Annotated in this window: 11 protein-coding genes; 3 read left to right on the top strand and 8 right to left on the bottom strand. The window is 45.7% G+C overall.

Features of this window, described 5'->3' with window-relative positions; genetic code table 11:
• Window positions 1-82 precede the first annotated feature (82 nt).
• The 3 genes from SIO70_RS07420 to SIO70_RS07410 all read left to right on the top strand — a co-directional run bounded on the left by SIO70_RS07420 (window position 83) and on the right by SIO70_RS07410 (window position 2,885).
• On the top strand, window positions 83-838 hold the full coding sequence (locus tag SIO70_RS07420; protein ID WP_320580309.1) for a DUF1003 domain-containing protein: 756 nt from the start codon (window positions 83-85) through the stop codon (window positions 836-838).
• A 168-nt stretch (window positions 839-1,006) separates the two neighbouring features.
• Window positions 1,007-1,690: a response regulator transcription factor gene (locus tag SIO70_RS07415; protein WP_083724043.1), complete on the top strand. Its 684-nt coding sequence runs from the start codon at window positions 1,007-1,009 to the stop codon at window positions 1,688-1,690.
• Between the two features lie 88 nt (window positions 1,691-1,778).
• Window positions 1,779-2,885 (top strand): sensor histidine kinase, encoded by a 1,107-nt coding sequence (locus SIO70_RS07410; protein ID WP_320580308.1) that lies wholly within the window; start codon window positions 1,779-1,781, stop codon window positions 2,883-2,885.
• Between the two features lie 90 nt (window positions 2,886-2,975).
• On the opposite strand, the gene SIO70_RS07405 is transcribed toward SIO70_RS07410, so the two are convergent.
• The 8 genes from SIO70_RS07405 to SIO70_RS07370 form a co-directional block, all read right to left on the bottom strand.
• Window positions 2,976-4,286 carry a porin gene (locus SIO70_RS07405; RefSeq protein WP_320580307.1) on the bottom strand — a complete coding sequence of 437 codons (1,311 nt, stop codon included), beginning with the start codon at window positions 4,284-4,286 and terminating at the stop codon, window positions 2,976-2,978.
• A 156-nt stretch (window positions 4,287-4,442) separates the two neighbouring features.
• Complete coding sequence (locus SIO70_RS07400) at window positions 4,443-5,936, bottom strand: MBOAT family O-acyltransferase (RefSeq protein WP_320580306.1); 1,494 nt, start codon at window positions 5,934-5,936, stop codon at window positions 4,443-4,445.
• Window positions 5,911-7,185, bottom strand: a complete 1,275-nt coding sequence (locus SIO70_RS07395) for a GDSL-type esterase/lipase family protein (RefSeq protein WP_320580305.1) — start codon at window positions 7,183-7,185, stop codon at window positions 5,911-5,913. The genes SIO70_RS07400 and SIO70_RS07395 overlap by 26 nt, the downstream gene beginning before the upstream one ends.
• A complete protein-coding gene (locus tag SIO70_RS07390) occupies window positions 7,157-8,608 on the bottom strand; it encodes a hypothetical protein (RefSeq protein WP_320580304.1) in 1,452 nt (483 codons plus the stop codon). Before SIO70_RS07390 ends, SIO70_RS07395 begins: the two co-directional genes overlap by 29 nt.
• 117 nt (window positions 8,609-8,725) lie before the next feature.
• Window positions 8,726-9,253 carry a glucosaminidase domain-containing protein gene (locus SIO70_RS07385; RefSeq protein WP_320580303.1) on the bottom strand — a complete coding sequence of 176 codons (528 nt, stop codon included), beginning with the start codon at window positions 9,251-9,253 and terminating at the stop codon, window positions 8,726-8,728.
• Between the two features lie 291 nt (window positions 9,254-9,544).
• Complete coding sequence (gene aspS / locus SIO70_RS07380; RefSeq protein WP_320580302.1) at window positions 9,545-11,290, bottom strand: aspartate--tRNA ligase; 1,746 nt, start codon at window positions 11,288-11,290, stop codon at window positions 9,545-9,547.
• A 95-nt stretch (window positions 11,291-11,385) separates the two neighbouring features.
• Window positions 11,386-12,447, bottom strand: a complete 1,062-nt coding sequence (locus SIO70_RS07375; RefSeq protein WP_320580301.1) for an FAD-binding oxidoreductase — start codon at window positions 12,445-12,447, stop codon at window positions 11,386-11,388.
• A 145-nt stretch (window positions 12,448-12,592) separates the two neighbouring features.
• Window positions 12,593-13,945 carry an alpha/beta hydrolase-fold protein gene (locus SIO70_RS07370; protein WP_320580300.1) on the bottom strand — a complete coding sequence of 451 codons (1,353 nt, stop codon included), beginning with the start codon at window positions 13,943-13,945 and terminating at the stop codon, window positions 12,593-12,595.
• Window positions 13,946-14,006: the final 61 nt, after the last annotated feature.

Raw genomic sequence — 14,006 nt, 5'->3', positions numbered from 1 at the left:
ATAGTATCTCAGGGGGGAATTCACCCCGGTGGAGGATGCTATTGTAATTTTAGTACCTTCATTCCGGAAATCCGCTTTGTTTATGCAAAACTTCATCAGCGATCTTTCAGGCAAAGAATTCCCAGCCAATGAAAAGATCCATTGCCGTAATGTTCGTAAGTCAGTCCTCGACCTGATCCGCAAGGACCATCCCAACCTCAGCATTAAATCAAAGATCTCCCTCTCTGAGCTCAACAAATACAGGCAACACTATTTCGAGCACCTCTTCGCCAAGGAAATCGGAGAACTTACCGAAATGGAGAAAACCGTCATCGAAAAGCTTCGTGACCACGACACACTTACAGACAAACTGGAGGACGGCGATGGCAAACCACTCACCTTCGGTCAGCGGATAGCCGATAAAATTGCCGAATTCGGTGGAAGCTGGACCTTTATTATTTCATTTCTCGTCTTTATCCTCCTCTGGATGGCGTTCAACGTTTTCTGGCTTTTCAACAAAGGCTTTGACCCCTATCCTTTTATCCTTCTCAACCTCATCCTCTCCTGCCTGGCGGCCTTACAGGCCCCTGTCATCATGATGAGCCAGAACCGTACGGAAGAAAAGGACAGGATCAGGGCAAAAAATGACTATATGATCAACCTGAAGTCCGAGCTGGAAGTCAGGATCTTACATGAAAAAATCGATCACCTCATCATTCACCAGCAGCAGGATATGATGGAAATGCAGCAAACACAGATCGAAATGCTGTCCGAAATGTCGCAGGCAATCAAAAAACTCAGTGGCGAATGGAATGGTAATCACAGGGAAGGAAATGCCAATATCAAAAAAACAGAATAGGCTGCCATCCGAATCCCCTGAAAATGACGTAAATTCATATGTCTTAATTTTCCCGTATACCGGCTATGGGTGTGCCATACGTCCGAATTAACAATTAGATAATATTAACTTTTCATTAATAGCGGGGCCGGCGATATAATTTTGTGCCGTCTAAAAAAGTCAAACTATATGATGGACCAAGCGGTAGCAGGTAAGATTTTAGTGGTGGATGATGAGCTCGATATCCTTGAGATTATCAGTTATAATCTTAAGTCTGCAGGATATGATACAGTAACTGCCAAAGACGGTATCGAGGCGATTCAGAAGGCGAAAGTGTTCCGTCCGGACCTGATTATGCTGGACATAATGATGCCTAATAAAAACGGTATCGACACTTGTCGCGAGATCAGAAAAATTCCTGAATTTAAAGACACCATGGTGCTCTTTTTGACTGCCCTCAATGATGAAAAATCGGAGGTAGACGGACTGAACATGGGTGCCGACGACTATATTGCAAAACCAATCAAGCCAAAGTTGCTCGTAAGCCGTATCAATGCATTGTTCCGCCGTCTGCACAAGACCGAAGAAATGCAGGTACACCTGGGTGACCTGATCATCGACAGAGAGAAGTTTACAGTGACATACAAAGGACAGGAGATTATCCTGGCTAAGAAAGAATTTGAATTACTGCAACTGCTGGCTTCTAAACCAGGCCGCGTATTCCTTCGCAACGAGATCCTTAATCAGGTATGGGGTACTGAAGTCATCGTAGGCGACCGTACCATAGATGTGCATATCCGTAAGATCCGCCAGAAAATTGGTATCGATCTCATTACCACTGTAAAAGGCGTTGGCTATAAGTTCGAAATGTAAATTGTGTTGATAACGGCAGCAGGCCGAACCTGGCCGGATAGCTCATGCAATCATAGGTTGCAACAGCTATCCGGAGGAATTCCTTTGTATGGCAAGTGAAAAAATTGGATTAATTTCCCGGTATTATAATCATTACTCATTGTGGAGTATGTTCAAAGCCAAAAACCTTTCCCCGCAAAAATTAGCGGGTTTTACCGCACTGATTCTCGCAACGGTCATCACGTTGGGAACTGTATTAATTGATAGTAACTGGAAGATCATTGCCACGGCTTTCGTGCTCACCTTCCTCACGTCTTACTATCTCTATCTGTATACCTTACAGAACTTTATCTACAGAAAGATCAAGCTGATTTATAAATTCATTTACCAGACCAAAGCGTCTAAGAGAGAAGAGTTCTTCAACAAGAACATTCTTCCCCTAAAAACGATTGAAGAGGTGAGTGAAGATGTGGAGAAGTGGGCCAGTCAAAAGAAAGAAGAGTTGGATAGCCTGCGTAGAAACGAGGCATACCGTAAAGAATTCCTGTTGAACCTGAGCCATGAGCTGAAGACACCGATCTTCGCTGTACAGGGGTATATTCATACGCTGCTGGATGGTGCCATGGATGATCCTAAAGTGAATAAGCTGTTCCTGAAGAATTCTACAAAGAATATTGAACGCCTTTGCCGTTTGATTGATGACCTGGATGAGATCTCTAAACTGGAAAGTGGAGAAATGACGATTAATGCGGAGAACTTTGTGATACAGGAGCTGATCAGGGATGTATTCGACACCCTTTCGCTAAAAGCGAATACCAAAGGGATTAAGTTCAATGTGAAGAAAGGCTGTGAAGCACCAATACATGTGTTGGCAGATAAAGAAAAAGTAAGACAGGTGCTGATTAACCTAATTGACAACTCAATCAAATACGGTCGTACCGATGGACATACGGTAGCGAGTATCTACATTATGGATGATAAGCGCGTGCTGGTAGAGATCTCTGATGATGGGATTGGGATGGCTGAAGAGCATTTGCCACGTGTGTTTGAAAGGTTCTATCGTACAGATAGAGCACGGTCAAGAGATATTGGAGGTACCGGCCTTGGATTAGCAATTGTGAAGCATATTATAGAAGCCCATGGACAAACGATCAACATCCGCAGTAAGCCGGAAATTGGTAGTACGTTTGGATTTACATTAGAATCAGGAGAGTAATACACAACTACAAATACAATCAAACAAAAAAGCTTTTGCCTGCGGCAAAAGCTTTTTTGTTTGCAAACGGGCCTGCGGCCAGCTTGAATATTAAAACCTATATTGGATCCTGCACGTAAACACATTATCCTTCACATCCTCCGTATACCCGCTCAAAGCAGTCGTTTCATTCTTCACCCAATCATAATAAAACATCAGCTTTGTATTCGCATCAAAATAATGCACATAACCGGCGCCGAAAGTATTATACTTAATATCAGCTTTGGTAAAACCGGCATCTGTAGCACCAATCTGCGTGCCTTTCACGTCCCTGTTAGGATCATACCAGTCATATTTCAATACTATCAGGTCCTTGGGCGAACCTAAATTCTGCAGAAAGTAAAAGTAAGCTCCATCAAAGTTGCGAACGTATAACGGCGCATTGACTGTTCCATTCACAGGAATCGCATACAGGGATTCAGAAGAACTGAGCGTTGCTGTCTGTACCCCACGAATATATTCTGCCCTGAGCTCTGTAAATCCTCTTTTCTTCCCGTTAGGGATCTTCAATTGTGCATCTGCGCCATAATAGTGGCGGGGAGCGATCTTGCCTACATTGGCAGCAGATGAATCTACTTTGAACACATCGCCACCTACTTTATATATGTAGCTCGTGAACTGTTCATACCCTCCGTACAGGCACGAAATACTACCCGATAAAAGCCAGTTGGCTGCATTCAATCGCTGTGGTTTGACAGATACACGGGCAATGAGATCTTTATGGCTATCAAAGTCACTGCTGGCATTTAAACCCTGCCCATTGAAAACACCGGCATCTATACGCATAAAGCGGAAAGGATGATCCTGGCGGCGGGGTTCAAAAGTGACCATGGCACCCAGGTCTCTTTCCGTTTTCATGAGGATTTGAGACATACGCCCACGTTCCGGCGTTTCACGATCGCTGGAAGCGAGGTTGATTTCATACCCGAACGGGCGGGCGAACATACCGGTGGTAACAGAAAATACATCCCAGCGGTTTTCGAACAACCGCCCAAAGAAGTCCCGAATAAATACCCCTCTTTCTGTTCCGTCAAACTGAAAGGCGAACTGTACCACGGGCATGTGATTGGCATTGTATCGCTGGTAGTCAAGGCGGAAACGGCCACGACGAACCATGAAACGATTGTTTACATGATCCGGGAAATTACCAGCGGCGTAGGTTTCAATACCTTTGCCCTGGGCCAGCTGAAATTGAGGCTGGATGTAGCCGCTGAAACGCATGGCGTCGTATTTCTCGTAGAGAGAGAACATACCTTTGCCAAGGTTCTTGGTGGTATCAATCATGTCCATAAGGAACTGAGCCTTTGCAAGACTGGAAAGGAGAAGGAACACACCGACAATCGGCAGGAGCTTAAGCCGCATTCAAGTTGAAATTTGCGGCAAAGAAAGCAAAAATTTAACAATTTCTTAAATAAGCGAAGAGTTCTGGATTTTTCCTTCGGAAAAATCCAGAACTCTTCGCGGCGGTCGCATTTAGGGGCGCCGGAAAGGCGCCCCTAAATGCGACTAAAACTTAAACTAGAATTGCAGATATATCGGCAGCATCGTCTGTGAACTCTTCACCTGCGCCAACAACCAAATAAAAACCACCATAATCACCACATTCCCCACAACCGGCACCTTACTCAGCAAATTCTCTGTCCCCAACTCCATCTTCTTCGGCAGAAAATGCAGGAACATCCCCAGCAACATCACCCAGAACACTGCCGTATACCCATTGTACAACTCCAACCACACCTCCGGCTGGAAATCATACACTAACTGGTGTATCAACGCCCACGCATCTGAGAATGTGGAAGCCTTAAAGAATATCCAGCAGAAACACACAAAATTAAACGTCACCAATACCCCCACGACCTTCAACACACCTCCCCAAAAACCGGAAGGCCCGCCGCCTTTCTTCTTCAAATAATCAATCCTCACCTTATCTACCGCCAGCGCAGTACCATGCAACCCTCCCCAGAATATAAAATTCCAGCTCGCTCCATGCCAGAACCCACCAATCAACATCGTCAGGAACAAATTCACAAACTGCCTCACCTTCCCCTTACGATTACCCCCCAAAGGAATGTACAGGTAATCCCTCAGCCAGGAAGACAACGAAATATGCCACCTGCGCCAGAACTCTGTAATACTACTACTCTGGTAGGGAGAATCGAAGTTCGGCGGAATCTTAAACCCGGTCCACCGGGCTATACCTAACGCCATATCTGAATAACCAGAAAAATCACAATATATGATCAGCGCATATCCATACACCCCCAATAAACACTCTAATCCCGTATGCTTACTTGGATCATCGAATATATACTGCACAAAGTTCTGGTTTATAAAATCCGATATTACCACCTTCTTAAACAACCCACTCACAATCAGGTACATCCCTTTCCCAATATCCTCCCTATCCAACACATATGGCTTTTCTATCTGCGGGATAAAATCCGCCGCCCTTACAATTGGCCCCATCATCAGTTTAGGAAAGAAAGAGAGGAAGAACAGGTAGTCCATGAAATCGTCTACAGGCTTAAATTCCCGCTTGTACACATCGACGGTATAACTCAGGTTCTCGAATGTATAGAAGGAAATACCTATCGGCAGCAACAACTTCAAAGGATGTATATGCCCAAGTTCCAGGTCATTGATCATCCCGATAAAGAAGTCGGTATACTTAAAGTAAAACAGCAATCCCAGGTTCAACACGATACTCAATATAAGCAACCGCTTCCTGAACCCGGCTTTCTCTGACTTGTATATCCACCTGGACAAATTGAAATCCACAACCGCCGACAACAATACCAACCCTACATACATGCCGCAGGCCATGTAAAAGAAGTACAATGAAAATACGGTGAACACTGCCACCCTGGCCCGTTTATTACTACTCGCCGCCAGGTAAAACAGCAGGAACACGGCAAAGTAATACATGAAAAAGGCACTGTTAAACAGGATAGGATTATCCTTATTATACGTCAGTAGACTTATGATTTTATTCAGCTCTATCGTCATCTTCATTCACGTTGTAGTGTGCGGTAGCGTACTTTTTATATTTTAAATAACTCTGGTGTAATGCTTCGTACAGTAATTTCCCCTGCAACTGGTATCCACGTACATTGAAGTGGATATGATCCCCCGACCAACCGCCTGCGAATTCTGCATTTCTGAACCTGTTCTCCGCATTAAAGTTCCAGCAGGCTATCCCTTTCTCTTTACCATAACTCATGATCTGTTGGGTCACGACCGCTATGTAAGGATTAGGATAATAGGAGATCTTATAAAAGGTTTTATACTTTTTCCCGACTTTCCTTTTGAAGGCACGCTTACTCACCTTCTTACACTCCGGTGGCGTTGTCAGCAAAATACTCGCTCCTGGCTGATACCGGCGGATCACCGCCACTGTACTATCTATCTGATCCCTGAAATTGGTAGCATTCAACGAACTGTAAGCCTCATTTGTACCCAGAGAGATGATCACCAGTTGTGGTTTCAATACATCCATCTGTGCGATCAGGGTATTGTTGGCATCATTGTACTGGCTATACATGGCGCCGTTTATGCCAATAGCATTGTACTGTACCCCCGGCTTACCATTGAACAACAAAGCGCCGTAAAAATGAAAAGGCTGACTGCCCTTATCCTCCCAGCGAACCTGGAAGTTCTGTACCGGCTTTTCAAAATTCAGGGTGGCCACCTTCACCGTAGAACTTGCATTCCTGAAGGGAGGTCCGAAGATATTGATATCTGCTCCCGGCGCTACAACCGTAGCTTCTTCAGGTCCTGCGTCATAAAATAACTCTGCCTGGCTGATATCATTTTCCTTACTATCTTCTCTCCTGTTATAAGCCAGTGCCGGTGAGGACTGTGTAGAACTGATCACGATGGCACCCGGTCCTAATACAGAAGGTTTGTACTTGTCAATAATACGGTCAGCAGACCATCTGGCCGTGCTGTTCCAACGATAATCGGCAGGACCGTTGGTATTGGCCAGGTTCCAGGGAAAAACCCATCCCCTGCCGGCATCTCCGAAATCCCGCTGTAGCAGGGAGGCGGTCGCCTCAGGGAAAAATCCGGCCTGAATATGAGAGTCACCCAGGTGCAGTATGGATACCACCATACTATCGGACCTGTCCAGCGAAGCAAAGAACTTAAAAAGTGCGGAATCCTGTGCTATCCGGTTTGCCTGACCTGAGGCCAGACTGGCGGTTAACATAAGTATTCCTGCAAAGAATGTTGTTTTATTGAATTTCCACCTGCTTAAATTCATCCATCATAGCTTTATACAGCAGCGCCGCTACTTTGGCTGCCCCCTGTCTGTTAAAATGCGTATGGTCTTTCTGGGCTAACACCTGGTCACCGTCTACCCACTTCGCCATGGTACCCTCACCACCCATCGCAGCATACAGGTTCCAGTAAGCAGTACCATGCTGCTTAGCCAGCTCATGCTGTTCTTTGAGTAAGGCCATTACACCCGGCGCAGTCACCCAGTCACCACCATTTTTATATGATTTATCAGCTGTGCTTACAACCAGGAATGAAGTACCAGGCATCTCTTTTCTCAAAGAATCAATCACCTTCTTCATGGGTCGCGCATACCAGCTGTAGTCAGTCAACTTTGGTTTGAACAATATATTAGCGCCATACTGAAGTATGACAAGGTCATAAGGATGTTCACTCTGCATCTCCTGCACCAGTGATTTTGACAACTTGCCCAGTTCAATCCCGCTGATACCACGGAAAGAGAAGTTGTCTACATACACTCCACTATCGCCTTCAAAAGACACGCCATAAAATGGTGTAGTCGTACCCCCCGCCCACTTGATCGTCACATTGTTCTGTGCCGGATCCTGTGACCATACAAAACGGTTAAGCGTATTCTGCTCTTTCAATGTATATGCCTTATCGTTGATGGTGATATTCGCATCGCCGGCAGGACCATAGAAAAGCGTGACGCGCTCAAACTTGTCCAGGCGTTTTTTATGTACCGGCGTGTAGCGTACATAACTGTTGCTACCGGGTACAAATGTGTGTCCTGAAATACCGAGTTTGATATTGGCAGGTGGCTGTTGTTTATAACTGTAATCTTTCCAGTCTTTGGAAAAAGTATGTGTGATTGTGGTTCTGAAACCCGCTACTACCGAAGTGATCGGCACAAATCCTACCCCACTGCCACCGAATGTTTTTTGCAGACTATCGCGCAGGTCTTCTGTAAGCAGGTCGCCTTCGATCATGGAGTCGCCAAAGTAGGCGATACGTACTTTCTTACGTTTGCCTTGTTTCAGCTGGGCCAGTGCATCGAGGAAATGCTGGAGCCCGGCAGCTGCCGTATCGGCAGTCGGAGGCAGGTTATAGCTGATAATGCCTTTATAATCAGTAAAATCGAGGTGATTGTCAGGATCCGGAACGTCTGCCATCGCTGTAGCTAGGGTAGAATCAGCAACCTGTTCAGCAGCAGTTTCTGTGGAGTCTCCTTCGTCAGGGATCTGGGGTATCATGGAACTATCGACTGGTGCATCCTCATCTTGTTGTTTCCGTAAAGAATCAGGTCGCAGATCCGCCAGCATATCCAGCGAACGGGTTTTGAACCCTGCGTAAGACACAATGTTGTCAAACTGTGATAATGCTACCAGACACACTAAAGCCCCCGTAATGATATAAAAAGGATAGGCAGATTTGTTATTGCCAGACATGAATTACTCTGATTATTGGATTGGTCTACTAAAGCTAATAAAGATAGCGCTATTCCTTAACATAACTAAACGCATCTACCAGAGGCAGATGCGTTTAATTCGTCTTTTTAACAAAATTTATTTCTTTGAATAAGCCATTTGCTCATCCAGTTTGTACAGCTTATATCGGCTGATCATGCCTGCTACTCTTCTCTCCCATTCATGCCCTGCTGCAGAGTATCCGCTATTGTTCATATGCTTCAGCCAGTCCTTATATTTCGTATCCCCCTTCATTTTGGAGTAATACTTCTTCTTCATGACCATTTTGGCAAAGTACTGGAAAGACGCATCGTCAGATGCAAATTCCCTGTACCGGGACCGATAGGTCACTCCCTTCTTCTTATGCAACTTGTTGCTGCCCACAATACCAAAATGGTTGTGGAGCATACGGGCATTTTTGCTGGTTCCCATACCTGATTCCAGCATCGCAATCCCTAAGATCACACTGGCAGGGATACCGGTCTCGTTCATCAATGCAATCGCCGTCTCACTGTATTTTGATACATAACGGTTCTTGCTTTGGGAGTATGCACTGTTGCCAAACAGTAAGAGCATGCATAGCACTGCACAAAACCAACGGCTGCTGAACATCTTGTTCAATGTCATGGCAGTAATTTTTCTTGTACTGAATAATGTATGTGTTATCAATCTCATCATTATCGGGCGCCAGAAACATTCCTTCTTACCGGCAATATAGTTTAAAAGATTCTATAATGTGATTTTTATATGTTAAAATATTGTAGGAATGAGGGGCCATACTTACATAAGTCTTTGGGATTCAGTAAATAATGTGCCTCTGATAGTTTGCAACAATCCCCCTTGATACCGCATTTTTCACAGTTTCAAGGGGGATTTTAGTTGTTTAACTGCATGCTGCCTTTGGCAAATACCATGCCATTACTTCAGGGCTATCTGCAGCTCGTCCAGTTGTTTCTGGTCGATTGAGCTTGGGGCATCCAGCATAACATCGCGTCCGGAGTTGTTTTTCGGGAAGGCGATAAAGTCACGAATGCTCTCACTACCACCCAGTAAAGCACAAAGCCTGTCAAAGCCCCATGCCATACCACCATGTGGTGGTGCACCATATTCAAAGGCACCCAGCAGGAAGCCAAATTTGTGATTGAATTCTTCTTCGTCCATACCCAGCGCAGCGAACATCTTCTCTTGCAGGTCACGTTGGAAGATACGGATAGAACCACCACCTACTTCGGTACCGTTCAGTACGATGTCGTAAGCATTGGCCTTAATATCCGCGTATTTAGACAGATCGTTCATCCAGCTGATCTGTTCTGGTTTTGGAGAGGTAAACGGATGGTGTTTAGCTACCCAACGTTTATCTTCCTCATCATATTCAAAGAGCGGGAAGTCTACCACCCATAACGGTGCATATACATTTTTATTACGTAGCCCCAGCCGCTCACCCATTTCCAGGCGGAGCTCGCTCATCGCTTTGCGGGTACGCTCTTCTTTGCCAGCCAGCACCAGGATCAGGTCTCCCGGTTGTGCACCGGTTTTCTCTGCCCAAACTTTCAGCTTGCTTTCGTCAAAGAATTTATCTACAGAACTCTTGATGGAGCCATCTGCTCCATATCTGGCGTAGATCAGTCCGGTCATGCCGATTTGCGGACGTTTTACCCACTCTGTCAGTTCATCCAGTTGCTTACGGGTATATTCAGCACAACCTTTTGCACAGATCGCTACGACCAACTCAGCTTCGTCAAATACTTTGAAGCCATTGCTTTTTACTGTATCGTTCATGTTCACCAGTTTCATTTCGAAACGGATGTCCGGCTTGTCATTACCATAATATTCCATCGCATAGTCGTAAGTCATGCGTGGGAATGCTTCGTTGAACTCGATGCCCTTGATCTCTTTGAAGATGTACTTCAGCATCTCTTCAAAGTTGCTCAGGATATCTTCCTGGTCTACAAAGCTCATTTCACAGTCGATCTGTGTAAATTCCGGCTGACGGTCAGCACGGAGATCCTCATCTCTGAAGCACTTTACGATCTGGTAGTACCTGTCGTAACCACTCACCATCAGCAGCTGTTTGAAGGTTTGCGGAGACTGTGGCAGCGCGTAAAACTCGTTAGGGTTCATGCGGCTTGGTACCACGAAGTCGCGGGCACCCTCAGGTGTAGACTTGATCAGGAAAGGCGTTTCTATATCCATGAAGCCTTTGCTGTCAAGGAAGTTACGTGCTGCTCTATTAACACGATAACGCAGCTCAAGGTTCTGTCTTACTATATTACGGCGCAGGTCGAGGTAGCGGTATTTCATACGCAGCTCATCTCCACCGTCAGTATCATCCTGGATGGTGAAAGGAGGCGTTTGCGCCTTGTTCAGGATGGTGAATTTGCCTACTGTGATCTCTATATCACCGGTAGGAATGTTTTTATTTTTATTAGAACGCTCAGTTACGGTACCTTCTGCCTGTATAACGAATTCACGGCCCAGGGGCTGCTCATCCAGTTGTGGATTGAGGGCTTCGCTAAACAACAATTGCGTGATACCATAGCGGTCACGCAGATCCACGAAAGTAATGCTTCCGAATTTCCGGACTGTCTGTACCCAACCGGCCAGGGTTACGGGTGATCCTATATTCTCCAGTCGTAACTCGCCACAGGTGTGCGTTCTGTACATATACTATACCTTATGTGTTGCTCTTAAATATCTTTTCAACCGACCCGGCAGTTCGCTGGGACGGTCGGCAAAGATAACGTTTGCCGCCAGCATTTCTAACCTTTATACCTGTTAAAAAACCGTTTTATATCGGTTTCCTGCCACAGTGGGGCATTGCGTAGCAAATGAGCCGTCATTTGGGCCGCCATGGCTGGTGCCAGGCTGGACCCTTTGGTTCCCAGGCCGTTGAATAAGCCGAGAGAAGGCATTTCAGGGTGCATACCCAACATAGGACGGCGATCTGTGCCGCTTGGCCTTACTGCCGCCTGGTGATCCAGCACCTCATAGGGAACTTTTAATAATTGTCGGAGTCCATTTTCGAGAAAAGCCCGCTTTTCGGCTGTTGGGTTTTCATCCGGATAGTCCCAGGCAAATGTGGCACCTACCCAATAGATGTCGTTTTGACCAGGTATGGGCACCATTGATATACTTCTCTTTACGATATCTGCTGTTTCAAATCCGGGTACCCGCACTGTCAGTACCTCACCTTTATTCAGGAGAAAAGGGATTGAACTGAACCAGGGATTATGGGTAGTCTGGGCCCCGTCGCAAAAGATCATTGCCCTGGCGTGAATGTCGCCATAAGTGACACTGGTTGACTTTGCCTGTAACCGGGAAGGCAGGAAACGCTCTTCCAGCAGGGAATTATGTTTCTTCAGGTATTCTCTCCAGATGGGCAATAACTGTTGCAGCAGCACCGTACCCCCCTTTATAATGGCTGCGCCAAAAGGCTGATCCAACCACTGGTCATAATGGGCTATAGCAGCGTCCGATGGCCGTCGCATATAATCCAGACCTGTCGTTCTGTCAAAGAATGCCGTCTTCAGCTGTTCTGTAGGCAATACTGTCCACAGATCCCGTTCTTTATATACTGGCAACCCCAGCAAACCCTCCATTTCACGGTAAGTGCGCAGGGCTATCGGGTAGATCTCGTCGTACAACCACGCCACTGTAAAACGTCTGCCCGAAACCGGATTTACCACACCTGCCGCCACACGGGAAGAACTGTTTTCCTTGTATTCGTCTATGACGAGTACAGAAGCTCCAGCCTGCATCAGGCTGTAACTTAGCATCGTACCTGCGATGCCCTGACCTACTACCAGATAATCTACATTCATTTGATATGCAAAATAATACGAAAATCGCTAGCTCGTAATGATAGTGGTCAATGGAAGAAATGACTTATTCTGCACGCAGACTCCTGACAAGGCCCGGCAGTACCGCAATAGCCAACAATTTTAAAAAATCTTTTTGCTCAAAACTTCAATGATGAGGGTACAGTACGGCAGCTGGCAGTGGGCCTGAATCAGGGCTTGCAGGCGTGATCCATTCTATACGGGGTGCTGCACCTTTGTAAGAAATTTTCAACGGATAATATCCCTTTTGTAAGGGCACGATAAAACTTTGCTTATCAAAAGTTACATTACTCATTGCATTGCCCAGAGATATTTTCACACTGTCTTCTGTATCGATAAAAAATACATAATAACCATCTGTATCAATCCTGATCCCGCCTTTTAATAATCCCGGCAAAGTATCCAGGCCACCGGATTTCAACTGCTTTGGCAATGGTTCAGATTTCAATGTCGTTCCTACTTTAAAACTACCACGTATCGTATCACTATATTCATCTCTCACACATATAGACTTGATGGTAAATTGTACAGGTATCGTCAGATCCAGTTTACCGGTAATGCGTGGTGATGCTGCTGTAGGCACCGTACCATCTGTGGTATAATGCCAGTCAGACCTTTCGTCCGGCCAGATGTAGAGCGGGAATGATTTATCTTTCAGCACAATACCCGTCATGGGATGGTATCTTGGTTGATCTGTAGTATACCCTGCCCACGTAAATTTCAGTCCATCGAACACGGTTTTAAAGATCATACTATTATGCGTCTCTCCTGCATAGGGTGTTACTTTCCAGTGTAATGAAGCCGGTGCTTTTCCCCTGAAAATAGAATCCAGCTGAGATACCCCCATATCACGCATCGCTGCTCCTTCCCTGCCGGTAATGTATAGCGATGCATGTACCTGGCTCATACCCGCCAGTTTCTCCCCTGTTTCTTTAAGCAGCAAACCATTGTCCCACCACATCGCAGGGTCTGAAATAAGGTAAGACTCAAACAACATCGGGGCATGCAGAAAAGCGTAGATCCCAAATAAGCCAGCCAGCGATGAGCCTACATATACCCTGTTGTCCGCACGGGCAGGGTATTTTTTTTCAATGTAGGGCATCAGTTCAGTCTTCATAAAGGCGAGGAATTTATCGGCTCCGCCTGAGCGGGAATTGCCTTGCAAACGGCTGGGTGTAAAATCCCGGTCACGCACTCCCATGTTTTTCATACTGACTACGATACAGGGAGGTACAAATTGAATTTGTACAAAACGCTGCATGTGTGCAACGATGTCATTGTTCCATTCGCCATCCGTCACATAGATCACTTCATACTTTTTTCCTGAAGCGGGATCATAATCATCCGGTAGTTCTACTTCAATCTGACGCATCTCTTTCAGGTTGTCAGAGTAAAGGGAATCACTGATGATCTTCATTTGTTGTGCGGTGACATTGGCCGCCAGAAACATGACAAGGAGAATACTGATGGTTTGCTTCATGACCCGGAAATCTTGGTGTGGACTAAAAAATACCACTTTGTGATAAAATTGATTTTCAATA

This window comes from Chitinophaga sancti (assembly GCF_034087045.1).
Classification (GTDB): Bacteria; Bacteroidota; Bacteroidia; order Chitinophagales; family Chitinophagaceae; genus Chitinophaga; species Chitinophaga sancti_B.
This window is presented reverse-complemented; position numbering and strand designations above follow the sequence as displayed.

Coding starts and splice junctions, on each gene's coding strand:
- SIO70_RS07420 (WP_320580309.1), top strand. CDS start 83: ATGCAAAACTTCATCAGCGATCTTTCAGGCAAAGAATTCCCAGCCAAT.
- SIO70_RS07415 (WP_083724043.1), top strand. CDS start 1,007: ATGATGGACCAAGCGGTAGCAGGTAAGATTTTAGTGGTGGATGATGAG.
- SIO70_RS07410 (WP_320580308.1), top strand. CDS start 1,779: ATGGCAAGTGAAAAAATTGGATTAATTTCCCGGTATTATAATCATTAC.
- SIO70_RS07405 (WP_320580307.1), bottom strand. CDS start 4,286: ATGCGGCTTAAGCTCCTGCCGATTGTCGGTGTGTTCCTTCTCCTTTCC.
- SIO70_RS07400 (WP_320580306.1), bottom strand. CDS start 5,936: ATGAAGATGACGATAGAGCTGAATAAAATCATAAGTCTACTGACGTAT.
- SIO70_RS07395 (WP_320580305.1), bottom strand. CDS start 7,185: ATGAATTTAAGCAGGTGGAAATTCAATAAAACAACATTCTTTGCAGGA.
- SIO70_RS07390 (WP_320580304.1), bottom strand. CDS start 8,608: ATGTCTGGCAATAACAAATCTGCCTATCCTTTTTATATCATTACGGGG.
- SIO70_RS07385 (WP_320580303.1), bottom strand. CDS start 9,253: ATGACATTGAACAAGATGTTCAGCAGCCGTTGGTTTTGTGCAGTGCTA.
- aspS (WP_320580302.1), bottom strand. CDS start 11,290: ATGTACAGAACGCACACCTGTGGCGAGTTACGACTGGAGAATATAGGA.
- SIO70_RS07375 (WP_320580301.1), bottom strand. CDS start 12,447: ATGAATGTAGATTATCTGGTAGTAGGTCAGGGCATCGCAGGTACGATG.
- SIO70_RS07370 (WP_320580300.1), bottom strand. CDS start 13,945: ATGAAGCAAACCATCAGTATTCTCCTTGTCATGTTTCTGGCGGCCAAT.